The organism is Dyella koreensis (genome assembly GCF_044904565.1).
In the GTDB taxonomy this organism is placed as follows: Bacteria; Pseudomonadota; Gammaproteobacteria; order Xanthomonadales; family Rhodanobacteraceae; genus Dyella_D; species Dyella_D koreensis.
In genome coordinates this window covers 251,179-269,363 of record NZ_JADIKD010000010.1, presented here as the reverse complement: position 1 = coordinate 269,363, position 18,185 = coordinate 251,179, and the positions used below count along the sequence as shown (strand labels likewise).

Sequence of the window (18,185 nt, the reverse complement as noted above, 5' to 3'; positions counted from 1 at the left end):
GGAATGCCTCCATTCAGTTCAACGTTCCAATGAATACGACGCAATTTTGCGGCCGGCCCTCATGGCCTCGTGGAGTTAGCTCCCGGAGTCGAATGGATAGCGTGATGTCATTCTTGTAGTAGCGCCAATCCATCAACTGCCCGATTTCGCCATAAATAGGCGTGTCGTCATAACCCATGGCTTTGAGCGCATGGTGATAGTCGTCGAAGTTGAACGTACACACGGGTGCCATGCTTTCGCTCTCTTCTCGATTGACGAGATACAGCCCCACACCGCGTAAGACGGCGGGTGATTCGCCGATGTAAACCAGCTTGTATCGCCACCCATTTCCAAAATCAGTGCTCAGATAACCCGCGTTTTTTCCGTCGATTTCGAGCGTAAGTCCGGTCGATTCCTTAATCGTCTCCACGCTTAAATCGCTACGGGATTTGATATTTCCAAGCAGTTTGAGAAATCGCTTGCTGATTTCCTCAGCGCTCAATGCGGGATTGACGATCTTGTGATCTCCAGGCGCCATGACTGAGGTCTCCTGTGTGGTGGCGATAGCTTTGGGCGACGGGGTCGAGCAGGCCGTCAGCAAGGCGGTTGCCAAAATTGCTAACGTGCGCGTTGTCTTATGGAGCATTGGGGCCTCCCAAATGCAAACATGGAACGTCCGTTTTCGGCAGTAGCCGACGGGTGAAATATTTGTCCTCGTAATACCTTATCTTGTCGCACAGGACGGGATGCGGAATGCCCTCATAGAAGAACACCTCCTTGTCATTGCTCATCGCCTTCAACTCCTGTGGCAGCATGAGCGCGCGCCGTTCGTCCGATTCGCTTCGGCTCACGTCCCTGCCGCGCGTAATGTTCTCCCTGCGTACCGTGGTATAGCCGAGCATCTCCGAATAGTCATTGGCATCGCGTTGCTCGCGCGGGGTGTAGACGATTTGCAGTGCGTGGTTGGTGACGAAGGTGCGCGCCACATCCCGGCCGTACACCGCCTCCAGTTGGGAAACGCTCTGGATGATGGGCAGCAGTCGCAGGTTGTAGCCGGCAATGAATGACACCGCGCTGGCAAGGATGTCTACCCGGCCGATGGCGGTGAACTCATCCATCAACAGCAGGCATTGATGGGCCAGTTCCGGATTCTGCGAGGGCAGCTCTTTGGTGTTGAGTTTGATCAACTGACTGAAGAACATGTTGATGATGATCCGGCTCTCGGCCAGCTTGTTGGGCTGGATGCCGATATAGATCGTCATCTTGCGTTTGCGCAGGTCGGTGAGCAGAAAGTCGTCGCCGCTGGTGGCGGCATCGAGCACAGGGTTGATGAACATATTCAACGGCTCGCGAAAGCTGCCCATGATCGATGAGAAAGTGTCATCGGCTTGCGAGAGCAGGTTGCTGAATGCGTTCCCGGCTTCGGCGCTAAGGAAAGGTTGTTGCGATAGCTGCCGTAGGTAGTCCTTCAAGGCACTTCCATCGCCGGATGACAAACGGAACACCATGCCGAGAGTGGGTTCCTTGATGCGCCCGGGAAGGCCGTCCTTCGTGCGCAGCGCGTCCATCCGCTCGAACAGGTACAAGGAGAAGGCGAGAAAGGCGTTGCGGGCCTGGCTTACCCAGAATTTGTTGTCTGGCGAACCATCGGGGTAGAGCGTTTCCGCCAACGCCATCAGGTCGGAGATGCGAAAGGCAGGATCGTTGGTGACGTAGTGCAATGGGTTCCAGCGATGGGAGCGACGGTCTTCGGCAAAGGGATTGAACAGGAAGATGTCCTGCCCCTGCGATTGACGCCAGCCGCTGGTCAACTCGTAATTCTCTTGCTTGATATCCAGCGCCACCATGGAGCCGGCATAGCTCAGCAAGTTGGGGATGACGATGCCGACGCCTTTGCCGGAGCGCGTAGGGGCGGCAAGGAGGGCGAATTGCTGCCCGGACATGTGGATAAACCTGCCGCGCATCTTGCCGATGACGAGGCTAGTCGACGAAGGCGCGAACATCTTTTGCCTGGAAAGGTCGCTGGCGGTGGCGAAACGCGCTTCACCATGCAGAGCCTTCGGCCTGGGTCTGAACAGCCACACAAGCAAGCCAAACCACGCCAGAACAGGCGCGCCAAAGCCGATGGCTCCCGCGATATGAATGCGCTTCGCATACAGCGCAAACGCAGGCTGGTCCAGCGCCTGTAGGTATTGCCAGTAGGTATTCCACCGTACCGGGGATCCGTGCAGGCCGAGCAGTAGAAATGTGAGATATCCCGATGCGTACAGGCCGCCGATGATCACCAAAAACAGCGTGATTACGGCCGATGCCGCCTTCCATGGATGCATGCGCCAAACTCCTGGTCCTGCTGGTTTCATGATTGCGTAAGTCGCAACCAATGCCAGCGCATCGTGCATGCATGGGAGACGATACGCCATGAGATGAATCTCACGACATATCGTGGCTTATTGAGCGAGCGGCATTAGATCAGCAGCATTCCCTGTGGCCCATTTGAGATCGATACGCCGAAAGGGTTGCCTTGTTGCGTGCGTAAGGCGTCCCTTGCTTACCTGGCAACGAGGGATTCCCTTACGGCTTCACAAACCTCAACGTCATCCGATCCGACTCCCCAATCGCCTTCATCTTCGCGTGCTCATCCTCCGGCCCCGCCAGATCCGGCGGGAGCCGATGCACGTTGATGTCTTCCGGGTCATCGGGGTTGGCGTTGATCTGCGATACGCCGCTCAATCGAAAGCCGGTCTTGAGAGCTAGCGCGATCAGATAGTCCTCGGGGATGCGGTGCAGTGCACCCGCCGTAACGACGGGTTCGGCGAAGGGTTTGGCGCGGTGTTCGGTGAGGCCGAGTACACCACCGGGTTTGAGTACGTCGAAGGCGGATTTGAATACGGCTTCGATGGTGTCGGGGCTGTTGATCAGCCAGTCGTGGGTGTTGCGGAAGGTGAGCACCATGTCGGCGGAGTTGCTGGGGCCGAGGTTCACTTGGTCCGGCGGCGAGAACGGAATGATTTTGGCGATGTGTCCGTAGACCTTCGGCTCGGCCTTGAGCTTGGCGGCGAACTTCTCCGCCTTGGCCGGCGCGGCTTCGATCAGATGGCCGTGCGCATAGAGGAAGGGCGCGAGGATTTCGGTATACCAGCCGCCGCCCGGCGACAGCTCGATCACCGTCATGTCCGGCTTGATGCCAAAGAACTGCAGCGTTTCGATAGGGTGGCGATAGCGGTCGCGCGCCTTGTTGGCGTCCGAACGCCACGTGCCGTTGACGGCTTGTTGCAGTGCCGCGGTGGTGTCCGGCGAGGTGGCCGGGGCGGCGCTGGTGAAGGCGGGAAGCAGCAGTGCGGTGGCGAGCAGGGCGAGGCGTTTGCAGGTGCGGCGGAACATGGTTCGACCTCCTGGCAGGGAATGTTCAAGCCTACGCCGAATGGGGCGTGATGCCAGAGGCCGCTGTTTGCCTTGTTGTGATCATTCCCTTATCAATGCCTGGGCGAGTCAACTTATCCGGGCGGCCATGCATGAAGCAGTCAACGGCATCGAATCTGGCATTGCTCTTGGCCCCGTTGGGCTGGGGATTTGCCTTCATAGGGGTGACGGCTCAACTGGGTGATCCCGATCCGGACATCCCGGCCGCTGTGCTGGAAGCGGAGCGGCTGAAGTACATGGTGGTGTTCTATCTCGGCGTGTTCCTTATCGCCGGTGCGCTGTGGGCCTCCGGCTATAGCTTTTCAGAAGCCAAACGTCGCGCGGTGGTTGCCGCATTCATTGGCGTTGCTCCGCTGATCGCGCTGGTTGTTGGCAGCTTGATCTTCTGATTTGGGGAAGATGCTATCGATGGTCGCTTTCTAAGTAGATGCGGCCTGAGCACTTTGCGGCTCACGAAGTTCTGCTTTAGTCGCCGCTTTCTTCAGCAAGCTCTCAAAGAGCTGGACGCGAAGACGGGCGCTGACCTGAAGCATGCACGTCCAGTAGCAGAGGATGAGCACGCAGCTAAAGAAGATCTCTGGCCAGCTGAGTTGAGGCGGCCAGTGCATACCTCTGAACTGGATGTACAACGCAACGACGATCGGAAGTATGCCCAGCTTCTCAAGGCTACCCGTGAGTAGGGGCAATTTCTCCTTCATGCGCTCGTTGCGATGGTTTGCATAGTCGGCGAGCTTCTGCAGTTCTTCTGATGGAAATTCGCTCAGCCATTGGACAAGCGCTAGATGGTGCGGCATATCAAAATCGAGTTCGTCGGCGCACTCGCGCCGCTCGCTTTGGAAACCGGGTAGCCGCGGCGGAAACTTGGGAATGATCGCGATGGCGAAGCTGATCAGTTCAATGATCAGCATCACGAGGGTAATCGCCAAGGTGTAGAGCTGATTCGATGGAAGTAGCTTGGCAGCCAGCAAGCCAAGCACTGTGGCCATCAAGCCGATCGAATAGGCCAGTTGGGTCTTTCTCGATAGCTGAAGAGACGCACCTGGCTGCTCAGGCAATGCGTCAATGCGGTCGTTCAATGCTCTGAACGTCAGTCCGGTCTGCTCCATGTGAACTCCCCCTGTTCATGGCCTAAGCATAGGCGAAGTCGCGCCTGAGTAAGTGGTCATGAAAATCCCTCAGTCACCCAACAAAATAACGACACCCCCTTGACCACCATGAACCGCCTTAATTGCCGCACACATTCCAGGAACACTTAGTTCACTGCGCGGCGCGTTGAATGCGCGGGCGCATCGTTGTGATGCGTCAACGTGACCAGCGGAGGCGACAACTGATGAACGAAGACATCATTCAAGGTCAGTGGAAGCAGCTTGGTGGGCAGATCAAACAGCAGTGGGGCAAGTTGACTGACGACGATCTCAAGATCGCCGAAGGCAACCATGAATATCTTTCCGGTCGTCTGCAAGCGCGCTATGGCCTTGCCAAGGACGAGGCCGAGAAGCAGGTGAAGGCTTTCGAGAAGAGCCTGCACAACGTGCATTGACGGGTTAACGCGAGGACAGGGGCCGCGCTGCCAGCGGCCCCGCTTCGTTCGATACATGACATGCGCAGCGATGCTCGTGCCGGCGATGGCGCGCGGCTCGCGCGTGTTGTTGGATGGGTGGGCGGCGGTGTGATGGTGCATGCGTAGCTGCCACAAATCGCATGCCTTGCAGCGGCAAAGCCCTACAGATTGCCGCTCAATCCTTTGCTACTTTCGGGCGGTCGTCGGCGCCGTTCTTCATGGGATGGCGCGGGCGGTCATTGCAGCAATGCAGTGAAAAAGCGCGGGCCGCATGAGCTGTCACTCATACGACCCGCTAACCAAACCAACTTAGATGGAGTTGATATGGCTAAGCCAGATCATACGGTAGTCGCTCGCCCATCGGGCTCCCCCGATAACAAACCGACGAATCCACTCAGCCGCCCGTTCTATCTGGATACGGCGGATGATCCGGGGCAACACGTGCTCGCCAAACTCGGCAGCATCGCCATGGCGATCAACGTCATCACCTGCCTGCTTGCCAACAGCGATGCGTTTCGCGACGCGCAAGCCCACAACGAACCCACCGAGCCCGGCCACTGGCCGCTCGCGCCGGCCTGCGCGGAGGGTCTGTTCGCAGCGATCTACTTTCTAAATCAGTACGCTGAAACGCTCAGCCATGAGTCGTTGGTGAGTTCTGGCGTCTGATGATCGTCAGTGGCGCCTCGTTCCAAGTGACGAGGCGCCTGACACGCGTGTGGAGGTTCGTGAACGTGCGCGGGTCATCTACGTGAGGTGACGGGTGGTGCCTATTCCGCGGTTGTCTTCCAGGCCGGCGCGCCCAAGGCCAACCAAGGCAAGCCCCGATAAGACTCCGCCACCACCCAAGCCCCACACGCAATCGCCGCCGAAATCACAAACGCCGTCAGCGCCAACCGGTCCACTGGCATCGCGAACAGCTTGGGTCCCCACACCAGCAGCGTGATCACCCACAGCATCGCCGCCTCGAGCGTCGCAGCCAGGCGCGGGAAGATGCCGAACAGCACGGCGATGCACGCGGCGATGCTGCCGGCTCCTGTCAGGTAAGCCCAGCCCAGTGGCAAGGGCAACCAGCTCGGCACGAGCTCGACGGTTTGCGGGCTGTAGAAGAAGTGGGAGAGGCCGATCATCGGCAGCGAGAGGGAAAACAGCAGGCGGGCGTTGCGAATGCCTTTACTGCCGGCGAGAAACGCGGGCTTGCCATCGTTGTCGGCGAGCCATGCGTAGATCACCCAAGCGCCCGCCACGATCACTGCGATCTCACCGAAGCCGAGCCAAGTTGCTTCCATCTGTGGCACGGCGACCACGGCCGGGAGTTTCAGCAATACCGCCCATAGCACCATGTAGACGAACAGGATGGCGGCGGCGGGTTTGGCGAGCGGGCGGATAAGCAGGCCGATGCCGGTGGCCAGTTCGATCACGGCGAACGCGTAGGCCAGTAATTGCTGGCCCGGCATGTGCTCGATGGGGATGCGTTGCCATACCAGTGCGACATCGCCGTAGATCAGGCCGATGACGCCGAGTGCCGCCATCACGATGGCGAATGCCACGTACGCCAAGCTCATGGAGAGGGCTTTGGCGTCCGTGGTTGCGGAGAGGCTGTCGGTGAACGTGGTGCGGTCGGGGTGAATCGATCGTTCCATACCTTGTCTCCCTCGGGTGTGCGCGGCACACAGCGGTGGTGCTGAAAGGCGAATGGCTATCGGATACCTGGTTGGCGTTGAGTCTTAGCCGATCATGGTTTTCTCCTCCCCCTGCTCGCGACGCGAAGCTAGTCCCGCGGGACAGGGGGAGGCTGGGAGGGGGAACGCTTTCTCAAGTACTTACCCCTCCCCAACCCTCCCCTGCGAGCAGGGGAGGGAGCTAGAAGCTGAGGCTTGATGCTAATCAGGTTCGATCTCGCATGTGCAGGCCGGCACTTAGCTTGCACAAACCGTTTTTATAGGTAAGCGGCGCCCAAATACCTAGGGCCAATCATGGCGCCATGCATAAGGCCAATACGATGATCGCTTCGGCAGGGCGTGCGTCGATCACTTAGGGTTTGCCGATGAGCCTGGGCTCTTCTTGCTGGCGGTGTCGCCGCACATCGGCGGCCACGCCTCCTTGCCTTCCGGCTGCCACACAAAGAATTCGCCGGACTTCGGCTCGCCCGTGTCGCGCGCGAACAGCAGCGATTTGCCGCTGGGTGAAAACATCGCGCCGATCTCGCTGCCGTTGACGTTGATCTCCGGCCCCAGCTTCACTTTCGGCAGCCAGCCTTTCGGGCCGAGGCGGGATTCGTAGAGTCCGCCGTCGGCCTCCACGATCAGTCGTTTGCCATCCGGTGAGGGCAGGGGTTCGTATTCATCGCCGGCGCTGTTGATGGCGGGGCCGGCGTTCTCCACGGTCCATTGGCCGGGGCTGTTTTCACGCGCGCGCCAGATGTCGTTCTTGCCCAGGCCGCCTGGCCGGTTGGAACCGAAGTAGAGCCAGCCATCGGGCGCGAGGCGCGGAAACCATTCCGCTTCGTCGGAGTTCACCGGAGGCGGCAGGCGCACGGGTGGTTTCCAGCTGCCGTCAGGCGCACGGTCGGCCTTCCAGATATCGAGATCCTTGCTCTTCATGCTCCCGGTGGCGCGCGTGGAGATGAAGTAGATCGTATGGCCATCCGGCGTGAACCACGGATCAGCCTCGGTGCCTGGGCCGGCGAAAGGCGCATCCACCGGTGTGGTCCACGTCTTGCCGTCGCAGTGCGAAGTGAGGATGCGCCAGCCGGAGAACTTCTTGGAGCTGCGCACGAAATACAACGCGCCGGTTTGCGGATCGAACGCGGGATGCGATTCGAACAGATCGCTGGATACGCCGGTGGGTGTCCACGGTTGCACCGTGGCAGGCGTCTTGTCGCTCGCAGAGCAGACCGGTGCGACAACGGCGAGAAGGACAGCGAGACAACGCTTCATAGGCATCGCCGGAAAGCTCCCCAGAGTGACGGTCGATGGTATCGCAGTGACGGCGTTTGCCTATGTGACTTTTGCCACGGAGCCACGCCTTCCGGGATGTATGTGAAAGCGCGGCGGTGAGGCGCGTAGGGTGATGCTAGGAGCCCTTGGCGGTATCGATGGCACGCCGTACCGCCTTGAGGCCTGCTTGCACGACGTTGCGCGAAGCCCCGGCAAATCCGAACACAAGTCCGCCGCGATCCGTGGCGCCGTATTTGGAAAGCGGGTGAATGTCGACGCCAGCTTGCGCGCACGCTGCCGCAATGGCGCGATCATCCAAACGCTGATGTGCTTGCTTGAACAGGCCGGTGACATGCATGCCCGCATTGGCCGGCCCGAAATCCAGCACGTCGGCCAGCACCTTGGCTTCTTCCAGAAACGCCTGTCGCCGTTCGTCGTAGATCGCGCGGGTTTTGCGCAGGTGATTCGCCAGGTGTCCTTCGTTGATGAAGGCGGCGAGCACGCCTTGGGTGAGCAGGGCGGTGTGGCCGTCGGCAATGTGTTTGGCGTCGACGAAGGCGGCGATCAGCGCTTCGGGAACGATGGCGTAGGCGATGCGCAGGCCGGGGAACAGGATCTTGTTGAAGCTGCCGACATAGATGACGCGGCCGTGGCTGTCGATGCCTTGCAGTGATGCGATGGGGCGGCCTTCGTAGCGGTAGTCGCCGTCGTAGTCGTCTTCGATCACATAGGCGTCGGCTTCGCGTGCCCACTCGAGCAGCGCTTTCCGCCGCAGCAGCGACATCTCGTAACCCAGCGGATATTGATGCGACGGCGTGACATAGGCGAGGCGGGCGCGCGGTTCCAGCTGCCGGCCAGCGGCGACGTCGAGGCCTTGTTCGTCGACGGGCACCTGCACGATTTGCAAGCCGGCGGCGCGCAGGCAGTGTTGTACGGGTTGGTAGCCCGGCCGTTCGGTCCAGGCATGGTCGCCGGGATCGGCGAGCGCCTTGCCGGCGAGCTCCACCGCTTGTTGCGTGCTGGTCACCACGATCACTTGTTCGGGCGAGCAGCGCACGGCGCGCATGGCGGATGCATGGGCGGCGATGGCTTTGCGCAGCGTGGGCAGGCCGTTGCTGGCGCCGTATTCCCAATAGTCATTACCGGGGCGGCTCGCTTCGCGATGTAGCAGGCGGTTCCAGATATCGCGCGGGAACAGATCGGAAGGCGGTAGCGAGGGCGTGAACGGCGTGGCCGACGCAGCTTGATAGTGGCCGGGATAGGCCTGCAGTGCCTTGGCGCGCTCGGATAGACGAGGTGCCGTTTCGCACCGCTTGGTGGGCGTCAGGCGTTTGGGGATACGCGGGGTCGCATCGCGTTCGGGTAATTGTGGCGCGACGAAACTGCCGGCGCCGCGACGCCGCACGATGTAGCCATCGGCGACCAATTGCCCGAGTGCCCAATCGACCGTATTCCGCGCGACACCGAAATCCTTGGCGAGCGTGCGGCTCGACGGAAGCCTGGCGTTGCGTGCGAGCGCGCCACTGGTGATAGCACCGCGTATGCGTTCGCAGATACGCGCATACGCGGGTACGCCGGCTACCGTTTCAAGGCCGGTCACGTCGACGGAGAATACGGAGCTGGCATGTTTGGCCATCCGCCGATGATAGGGCCAGCCCTGCGCTGTCGAATAGCCGGGGCGCCGCCGCGTTTTCTTGCGTGGGGTGCAGGCCGTCGCTCAACCCTTCACGCGCGTGTGATCGATCAGCCAGTTGGTCTCCCACGTCTTGCCGCCATCCTTGGAGAACGCCTGTTCCCAGTGGGCTTTATCGGGCCCGAGCCGGGTCCACAGAAAGCGGATTTTGACGGGCAGGTCATCGTCGTGGTCGTCGCCGTAGAACACGCCGTGGTCGCCGTTGAAGCCGCCGACGACCGGGGGGAACAGCACGCCGGTGCTGCTGTTGATCCAGTACAGCGACCACTGGCGTTTGGCGCGGTCGAAGAGGCGCACGGTCATGCCGGACCAGCCTTTGGTGGGGAAGACGCCTTCGTCGATGTTCACTACGCCGCCAAGGTGGTTGTTACAGACGAGGGAGGCGGGGAAGGTCTCCCAGTCGTCGCTGTCGACCCAGCGTTTCTTCAGGCGGCGGTTGACGAAGTTCCAGTGGCCGACGAAGAAGTCGAAGTCGTGGATGTCGCCGGTGGGGACGGTGAGGCCCGGCGGCGCCCACGCTTCGGAAGGTGTCTTGGTATGCGCGGCGAACGCGTTGGCGACGGGCAGCAGGCTCAGGGCGCTGGCGCAGGCCAGCCCATCAAGCATCACTTTCCGGCGTGTGGTGGAGATGGACTCGCTCATGGGGCTCGCTCATCGAGTGGGCAGGCACAAGATGAGCCCTCCCCACCGGCAACGGGAAGGGCCATTTAGAGGGAGGCGGCTAGGCCACTGTCGCCAGCTCAGAACACGTAGCGCACGCCGGCGGTGCCCTCGGTGCCGGTGCTTCCCCGGCTGCCGCGCGCGAGGCTGCGCTCGAAGGTCACGTAGGCGTTCCACATTGGTCCGATCTGCGCGGTAACGCCGCCGCCGAAACGCAGCGACGATCCCGCGCTGGCGGTCGCAAAGCCAATATTGTCCAACTGCTCGCGCTTGCCGCTTCGGAAATCGTGCGCGTAGTCGAGGGTGAGGAAGGGGGTGATGAGGTGATACGCGTCGCCGCCGAAGCTAAGCGGGTGCTCGGCGCGTATGCCGGCGCGCCCGAGCACGCTGTCGTCGCCCTTGAGTTGCAGGGCGACCTGGTCGAGATCCACCGTGTGATCGAACGACACGCGCTGATAGGCGATGGAAGCGCGCGGCTCGATGGTGGTGCCGTTGAACTGGAAGGGATAGCCGCCTTCCAGTGAAGCCAGCCAGCCGTGGCCGCCGAAGCGGTCGAGTACGCCTTGCTGCATGGTGCTGGCGCTGATGTGCCGGTAATAGGTGCTCTGCAGCACGGCGTCGAGATACCAGCCGCGCGCGGCCATGTACGTTGCGGTGCCACCCAGGCTTTGCGCATCGAAGCTCAGGCGCGCGTGGTTGATGGGAACGTTGAGATGCGTGCTGCCAAGGCTGCCGATGGCATCCAGATGCAACTGGTCGCCTTCGGACAACAGGTTGCGGTCGATCCAGCCGGCGCCGACTTGCAGGTACCACAAATCCTGTTTGACGTTGGGCAGCTGGTTGCTGATCTGCGAGCCGCTCCAGTTGCTGTAGCGCGCAAACGTTTCGACGCTGTTCGGCGCGTTGGCGCTTTGCTCGATATCGCCCAGGCGTTTGTGCAGATCGTCGGCGAGCGCAAAGCCGTAGGAGAAGACCGCGGGCGGCAGGGCGCGATAAGCAACCACCTGCGGCAGCACCACTGCTTCGCCCGGCGCTTCGCCGTTCGGGCCTTCGCCAACGGGGAGACCCGCGGGCACGTAGACATTGTTGGTGGTGAATCCACCGGGCGTCACGTTGCCAGTAATGCCTGGGCCTGGCTGCGTAGCAGGGGGCAGCGTGCCCGTATTGGTAGTGGTTGTCGGGGGCTGCACGACGGGGACTTGCAGGCGATAGTCCGCAACGGATTTGATGCCGGCCGCTGCGAGCCGCGGATCGATTTCCGAGGTGGCCGACGCACCGGCCGGGAACTGATACAGACGCAGCTCATACGGCCCTGACGCGACGAAGCCATGCGGCAACTGGAACGCTGCCGCGTTCGCCGTGCCGCCGACCTGCACCACCGAAATGCCGCTGGTGTTGGTGTCGCTGGTGAGTGCCGGCGTGCCGCCCGGCAGGGCTTGTATGTTCAGTGGTGTGGTGCCGCTGACGTTGCCTTCGATCAGTAGGCGGTCGGTGGTCTGGTTGCCGGGGCCGCCGGCGTTGAGCACGGTCTTGATCAACAGCGATCCGCCCTGGCCTGCGTAGTTGCCGCCGACCAGCAAACTGCCGGTAAGCGCGGGCGGATCGGGCGCGACGACGCCGAGGTTGATCAGGTTGCCGGTGGTTGAGCCAATGCCCGACAGCGTGCCACCGGCCTGTACGGTGATGTCCGAAGTGAGCGAGCCGTCGAGTTCCAGCGTGCCGGCATTGACGGTGGTGGCGCCGGTGTAGGTGTTGGCGCCGGTGAGCAGGGTAGTGCCGCTGCCGGCCTGGATCAGATTGCCGGTGCCGGAAACGACGTCCGCATAGGTCACGGTGTCGGAGCGGTCGAAGATCAGCGTGGCATTGTCGGTGATATTTCCCGTGACGTTGCCGCTGGTGCCGCCGGCGCCGAGTTGCAGCGCGCCGCTGCTGATGGTGGTGCCGCCGCTGTAGGTGTTATTGCCGGTAAGCACGGTGGTGCCGCTGCCGATCTGCGTCAGGCTGCCGCTGCCGGAAATCACGCCGGGGAAACTGCTGGTGTCGGAGCGGTTGAACGACAGCGTGGCGTTATCGGTGACATTGCCCACGATGCTGCCGCTGGTACCGCCATCGCCGATCTGCAAGGTGCCCGCGCTGATGGTGGTGCCGCCGGTATAGGTATTGCTGCCGGTAAGTACGGTGGTGCCGCTGCCGATCTGCATCAGGCTGCCGGTGCCGGAAACCACACCTGCAAACGTGCTGCTGTCGGAGCGATTGAAGGACAGCACGCTGTTGTTGCTGACATTGCCGGTGATGCTGCCGCTGGTGCCGCCATTGCCGATCTGCAAGGTGCCAGCGCTGATGGTGGTGCCGCCGCTATAGCTGCTGTTGCCGGTGAGCACAGTCGTGCCGCTGCCGATTTGTGTGAGGCTGCCCGTGCCGGATACGGCACCGGGGAAGGCGCTGGTGTCGGAGCGGTTGAACGACAGCACGCTGTTGTCGGTGACGTCACCCACGATGCTGCCGCTGGTGCCGCCATCGCCGATCTGCAAGGTGCCGGTGCTGATGGTGGTGCCGCCGGTGTAGGTGTTGCTGCCGGTGAGTACGGTGGTGCCGCTGCCGATCTGCGAGAGGCTGCCCGCACCGGAAACCACACCGACGAACGTGCTGGTGTCGGAGCGATTGAACGACAGCACGCCGTTGTCGGCGATATCGCCCACGATGCTGCCGGCGGTGCCGCCTTCGCCGATCTGCAGTGTGCCGTTGCTGATGGTGGTGCCGCCGGTATAGGTGTTGGCGGCGCTCAGCACGAGCGTGCCGGGGTCGGCCTTGTTCAGCCCCTGATTGCCGGCGAGCACAGCATTGATGGTGGCGGTGACGCCGGGATCCACGCGGATCATCGGCGCCGCGCCGCCGGGCAGGGCGGTGAGGGTCAGCGCATTGCCATTGCCTTCGATGCGATAGCCATTGGTAAGGAACTGCAGCGCTGACGCGGTGACCGGTTCGCCGAGCGTCACCGTGCCGGCGGTGGCGGTGAAGATCGCCATGCCGGGGATCCAGCTCTGGTTGATATTGCCGGTGACGTTGGTCCAGTTGCCGCTGCTGTTGTTCCAGATGCCATTGCCGCCATCGATGACGCTGTTGCTGCCATTGGCCGGCACGCCGTCCCAGAACTGCACGGGCAGGCCGTTGATGAACTTGATCAGGTTGACCTGGTTGGGCACGGCGGTCTGGATCACCGCTTCGTTCGCGCCGCCGGGAATGGAACCCAGCGTCAGTCCCGGCCCGCTCAGCGCGCCGTCGTAGTTGATCAGGCGATAGCTGCCGGGCGTGCTGGCGAATTGGCCGGTGTCGTTGACGTTCAACACGCCGTTGAGCGAGAGGTCGCCGGTGTCGTTGATCAGGTCATTGGGATTGCCGACGACATTCGGCATGGCGAGGTCGTAGTTGAGTTGCGAGTGCAGGGTCAGCCCACCGACATACAGAGTGCCGGCTGCACCGATCTGCGCGCCGGGCGCCAGCGTGCCGCCGTTGATGGTGACCGGCCCGGCGATGATGCCGGCGCCGCCCAGGGTGGTGCCGCTATTGACGGTGACTGCCGTGTTGCCCAGCGAGCCGTTGACCAGCAAGGTGCCGGCGCCGACTGTGGTGGTGCCGGTATAGGTGCTGTTACCGGTAAGGGTGAGCGTGCCGCCGCCGATCTGGGCGAAGTTGCCGCTGCCGCTGATTGCGCCGGCATAGGTCACCGCGTCGCTGCGGTTGAAACTTAGTGTGGCGTTGTCGACCACGGCCTGGCCGCTGCCCAGCGTGCCGGTGGTCCCTCCGTTGCCTACCTGCAGGGTGCCGCCGCTGATGGTGGTGAGGCCAGCGTAGGTGTTGGCGCCGGTAAGAGTCAGCGTGCTGGTGCCTTGTTTCTCCACGGTGCCGGTGCCGCTGATCACGTTGCCGTAGGTGGCGTCGGAGCGGTTGAACACCAGTGCGCTGTTGTCGACGATGTCGGTGGCGACGGTGCCGTCGACCGTGCCATTGCCGATGCTCAGCGTGCCTGCATTGATGGTGGTCGCGCCCGATTCGGTCACGCTGTTGGTGATGATCAGCGTGCCATTGCCGTTCTGCGCCAGAGTGCCGGTGCCTGTGATGGCGCCGCCGAAGGTCAGTGTGTCGGAGTGGTTGAAGATCAGCGCACTGTTGTTGGTGACGTTGCCGCTGATGTCGCCGAGCGTGCCGCCGTCGCTCACCTGCAGGGTGCCGCTGCTGATCGTGGTGCCGCCGGTGTAGGTGCTGTTACCGGTGAGGATGGTGGTGCCGCTGCCGGCTTGCACCAAGGTACCGCTGCCGCTGATCGTGCCGGTATAGGTCAGGGAGTCGTTGCGATTAAATACGAGCGTGCCGTTGTCGACGATATTGCCGGGCACGCTGCCGCTGGCGCCGCCATTGCCCAACTGCAGCGTACCGGCGCTGATGGTGGTGCCGCCGTCGTAAACATTGTTGCCGGTCAGCACCAGCGAACCGGCGCCCAGCTTGGTCAGTGCGCCGTTGCCGTTGATCTGCTGCGCGAGAACCGTCGTATTGCCATGGGTGTCGATGCTTCCGCCCGGCAGGTCGAGGGTGATGGCGCGTGTGGCGGCGGGATTGAAGCTGGCATCGAGGCGCAAGGTGCCGCCGGTGAAATCCAGCCCGCTGGTGGCCGCGCCGAGGTTGGCGTCGCTGCTGACCGCGAGGGTGCCGCTGTTGAGAATGGTGCCGCCGCCATACGTATTCGTGCCGCTGAGGCTGAGCGTGCCGGCATCGGTCTTGGTGAGCGCGCCGGCACCATCGACCGTGCCGCCCAGTGTCAGGATCGTGCCGGCGACTGGCGCCAACGTGCCGCCATTGGCATTGAGAGTGACATGGCGTGCGGAAGTGAAGCTGGCCGTAGTGGCCAGGGTGCCGCCGTTGAAGGTAAGCGCTCCGCTGGCGGCACCGAGATTGTTGTCCGCGGCGACCTGCAGCACACCTTCGTCGACGAAGGTGCCGCCGGTGTAGGTGTTGGTGCCGCTCAGCACCAGCCGTCCGCTGTCGCGCTTGATCACAGTGGTCGCGCCGCCACTCCCGTCGACGATGGCGGCGTTCACGATCGCCGTGATGCCTGGATCGACGCGGATGACCGTGCTGGGGTCGCCGGCGAGCGTGAACCCATTGCCCTGGATCTGATAGCCATCGGTGAGGAACTGCATGCCGGTGAAGGCCACGTTCTGGCCCAGCGTGACGGTGCCAGCCGTGCCTTCGAACACAGCGAAGCCGTTGCTCCACGGTGCGTTGGCGCTGCCGCTGGCGTTGGTCCAGTGCGTGGTGGTGGTGTCCCATACCGAGGTTCCGCCATCGACGACGCCGTTGGCGGTGGTGTTGGGGCCATCCCAGAACTGCAGCGAGAACCCGCCGCCGGACACGATCAGATTCACCTGGCTGGGCACGCTGGTCTGTACCAGGAAATCGGAGGTGACGAAGCCATTGGGCAGCGTGCCCAGCGCGAGCCCGTTGTTGGTGAGCGCGCCGCCGTAATCAAAGATGCGATAGACGCCGTTGCCGAAGCCGCCGGCGTCGCTGATGTTCAGCGTGCCAGCGAGGGTCAGGTTGCCGGCGACTTCAGTGAGGTCGTTGGTCGAGCCGCCCACGATATTCGGCAGGCCGAGCTCGTAATCGAGCTGCGAGCCGCTGTTGAGCAGCAGTGATCCGACATGCAGCGTGCCGGGGCTGTCGCCTGGCGAGAGGTGGCCGCCGTTCGCGATCGTGACCGCGCCACTCACCGTGCCGGAACCGCCCAGGGTGGCGCTGGCGTTCACCAGCGCATCGCCCGCGATGGAGCCGTCGACATTCAGGCGACTGCTGGCGACCGTGGTGAGGCCGGTATACGTACTGGTACCGCTCAGGGTCAGCGTGTTGGCACCGGCCTGGGTCAACGTGCCCGTGCCGCTGATCGCGCCGGCATAGCTCATGGTGTCGCGATGGTTGAAAACCAACGCGCCGTTATCCGTGATATTGCCGGCTACGCTGCCCGCGGCGCCGCTGCCGTTGCCCAGTTGCAGCGTGCCGGCGGCAATGGTGGTGGGGCCGGTAGCAGTGTTGTCGCTGGTAAGGATCAGCGTGCCGCTACCGGCTTGGGTAAGCGAGCCGGTGCCGCTGATGGTGCCGGCGTAGGTGACGGTGTCGCTGCGGTTGAAGACGAGTGCGCTGTTGTCGATGATGTCGCCGTTGATCGCGCCGCTGGTGCCGCCGCTGCCGATCTGCAAGGTGCCGCTGCTGATGGTGGTGCGGCCGGTGTAGGTGTTGGCACCGGTGAAGATGGTGGTGCCGCTGCCGGTCTGCGCGACGTTGCCACTGCCGGCGATGATGCCGGGGAAGGTGACGATGTCGGAGCGGTTGAAGGCCAGCGTGCCGTTGCCGTTGACGGTGACGTTGCCGGCGATGCTGCCCGTGGTGCCGCCATTGCCCAATTGCAGCATGCCGGTATCGACGATGGTGCCACCGCTGTAGGTTTCGGCGCCGGTAAGAATGGTGGTGCCGCTGCCGATCTGCCGCACCGCGCCGGTGCCGGAGATCGTGCCCGGAAAAGTAACGGTATCGGAGCGGTTGAAGCTGAGGCTGCCGTTGTCGGTCACATTGCCGAGGACGCTGCCGGTGGTGCCGCCGTTACCCAGCTGCAGTTCGCCGGCGCTGATGGTGGTACCGCCGGTGTAAGTTTCGTTTTTCGTGAGGCTGAGAATGCCGTTGCCGCTCTTGGTCACGCCGCCGCTGCCGCTGATCAGGCCGGCGTACGCGCTATCGGCGATCTGCGTGAACAACACCTGGCCGTTATCGGTGACGCTCGGCGGAAGGGCGGACGCCTGACCCGCCAGCGTGCCGGCCGGATCGACCACGATGCTGCCGGTGAAACCGGTGTTGTTGCCGGTAACCGTCAGCGTGCCTTGATTGACGTTGACGTTGAGATTGCCGGTGATGGCGCCGGTCAGCGTCCACGCGCCGGGATCGATCTTCTTCAGCGTGGCGAAGCCCTGGATGCTGCCCGGCAGCGATTGGCTCCCCGAGCCCGCGAGCGTGATGCTGTCGTTGCCGCCGCCGCCCTTCAGCGAACCGGTGATCTGCGATCCCGTGTAGAGCGTCAGCTGATCGTTCTTGCCAAGGAAAACCAGGTTGCCGTCGATCAGGCCGCGGTTGGTGAAGATGGTATTCGCGCCGGGGTTGCCGCCGATCGCGCCATGCGTGGAGCGGATGATGCCGGTGGCGTTGTTGATCACCGTGTTGGTGCTGCTGCCGCTCTCGAAGTAGATCGCGAACGACGGATTACCCTGGATCAGGCCGTTGTTGATGATGGTGTTGCCGGTGCCGCGCGGGTTGATCGCTTCAGCGGTGGGTGCGGTGCCGTTGCTCAGTACGGTGGCGCCCACGCCGACCGTCATCGTGGTGTTGCTATTGAAGTCGATGGTGTTGTTGCCGGTGCCGGTGGGGCCGCCGCCCGTCGTGGCCGTGTTGATCACCGAGGCGTAGTCGCCGATGTTGATCGTGCCACCGGTGTTGATCGCGATGGCTTCGGCGTTGCCGGCGGAAATCTGTCCCGCGTTCGCCGTACTGGTACCGGCATTGACGGTAACGGTGTAGTTGTTTTGCGTGCCGTTGCCGACGCCCGCGGTGTAGGGGTTAGGTGCGGTGTTGTCGCACGTGGCCGATGATGCGCCGATCGTGCAGGTCGCATGCGCCGCCAGTGGCACGCCGGCATAGAGAACAGCGAGTAGCGCCAGTGCAAGGCGCGTGGGCCGATGGCGGATCGCCATGGCATGACGGGTCGATCCACCAACAGTTCGCATGCGCGCCCCCGGTCTTCAATCCCGGCGCGTAGCTTATACGCAACAAACATCAACAAAAGGCGAACTTGCGACGTGTTTTTCAGGTGCTAAAACAAGCAAGTTTTTGCGTTCGGGCG

The 18,185-nt window shown here is 62.6% G+C and carries 12 protein-coding genes; 3 read left to right on the top strand and 9 right to left on the bottom strand.

The window, feature by feature from the left end; genetic code table 11:
* Positions 1-13 precede the first annotated feature (13 nt).
* The 3 genes from ISS97_RS10825 to ISS97_RS10815 all read right to left on the bottom strand — a co-directional run bounded on the left by ISS97_RS10825 (position 14) and on the right by ISS97_RS10815 (position 3,360).
* Positions 14-625, bottom strand: coding sequence for a hypothetical protein (locus ISS97_RS10825; protein WP_379986684.1), 612 nt, complete (start codon positions 623-625; stop codon positions 14-16).
* Positions 615-2,309, bottom strand: a complete 1,695-nt coding sequence (locus ISS97_RS10820) for a type IV secretory system conjugative DNA transfer family protein (RefSeq protein ID WP_379986892.1) — start codon at positions 2,307-2,309, stop codon at positions 615-617. The genes ISS97_RS10825 and ISS97_RS10820 overlap by 11 nt, the downstream gene beginning before the upstream one ends.
* A gap of 241 nt (positions 2,310-2,550) precedes the next feature.
* On the bottom strand, positions 2,551-3,360 hold the full coding sequence (locus ISS97_RS10815) for a class I SAM-dependent methyltransferase (RefSeq protein ID WP_379986685.1): 810 nt from the start codon (positions 3,358-3,360) through the stop codon (positions 2,551-2,553).
* Positions 3,361-3,491: 131 nt separating this feature from the next.
* On the opposite strand from ISS97_RS10815, the gene ISS97_RS10810 reads away from it, so the two are divergent.
* Positions 3,492-3,788 carry a hypothetical protein gene (locus ISS97_RS10810; RefSeq protein WP_379986686.1) on the top strand — a complete coding sequence of 99 codons (297 nt, stop codon included), beginning with the start codon at positions 3,492-3,494 and terminating at the stop codon, positions 3,786-3,788.
* A 30-nt stretch (positions 3,789-3,818) separates the two neighbouring features.
* Here ISS97_RS10810 and ISS97_RS10805 read toward each other — a convergent pair whose 3' ends face one another.
* Entirely contained in the window at positions 3,819-4,505 is a 687-nt protein-coding gene (locus ISS97_RS10805) for a hypothetical protein (RefSeq protein WP_379986687.1), read from the bottom strand.
* A gap of 224 nt (positions 4,506-4,729) precedes the next feature.
* Between ISS97_RS10805 and ISS97_RS10800 the strand changes: the two genes are divergently transcribed.
* Both ISS97_RS10800 and ISS97_RS10795 read left to right on the top strand, forming a co-directional pair.
* Entirely contained in the window at positions 4,730-4,939 is a 210-nt protein-coding gene (locus ISS97_RS10800; protein WP_379986688.1) for a CsbD family protein, read from the top strand.
* Positions 4,940-5,284: 345 nt separating this feature from the next.
* Positions 5,285-5,626 (top strand): hypothetical protein, encoded by a 342-nt coding sequence (locus ISS97_RS10795; protein WP_379986689.1) that lies wholly within the window; start codon positions 5,285-5,287, stop codon positions 5,624-5,626.
* 101 nt (positions 5,627-5,727) lie between these two features.
* Here the strand turns inward: ISS97_RS10795 and ISS97_RS10790 are convergent, their stop codons facing one another.
* The 5 genes from ISS97_RS10790 to ISS97_RS10770 form a co-directional block, all read right to left on the bottom strand.
* Complete coding sequence (locus tag ISS97_RS10790) at positions 5,728-6,600, bottom strand: DoxX family membrane protein (RefSeq protein ID WP_379986690.1); 873 nt, start codon at positions 6,598-6,600, stop codon at positions 5,728-5,730.
* Between the two features lie 387 nt (positions 6,601-6,987).
* A complete protein-coding gene (locus ISS97_RS10785) occupies positions 6,988-7,896 on the bottom strand; it encodes a TolB family protein (RefSeq protein ID WP_379986691.1) in 909 nt (302 codons plus the stop codon).
* Between the two features lie 136 nt (positions 7,897-8,032).
* Positions 8,033-9,532, bottom strand: coding sequence for a MocR-like pyridoxine biosynthesis transcription factor PdxR (gene pdxR / locus ISS97_RS10780; RefSeq protein WP_379986692.1), 1,500 nt, complete (start codon positions 9,530-9,532; stop codon positions 8,033-8,035).
* An 81-nt stretch (positions 9,533-9,613) separates the two neighbouring features.
* Entirely contained in the window at positions 9,614-10,231 is a 618-nt protein-coding gene (locus ISS97_RS10775) for a hypothetical protein (RefSeq protein WP_379986693.1), read from the bottom strand.
* A gap of 98 nt (positions 10,232-10,329) precedes the next feature.
* Positions 10,330-18,036: an autotransporter-associated beta strand repeat-containing protein gene (locus ISS97_RS10770; protein WP_379986694.1), complete on the bottom strand. Its 7,707-nt coding sequence runs from the start codon at positions 18,034-18,036 to the stop codon at positions 10,330-10,332.
* Positions 18,037-18,185: the final 149 nt, after the last annotated feature.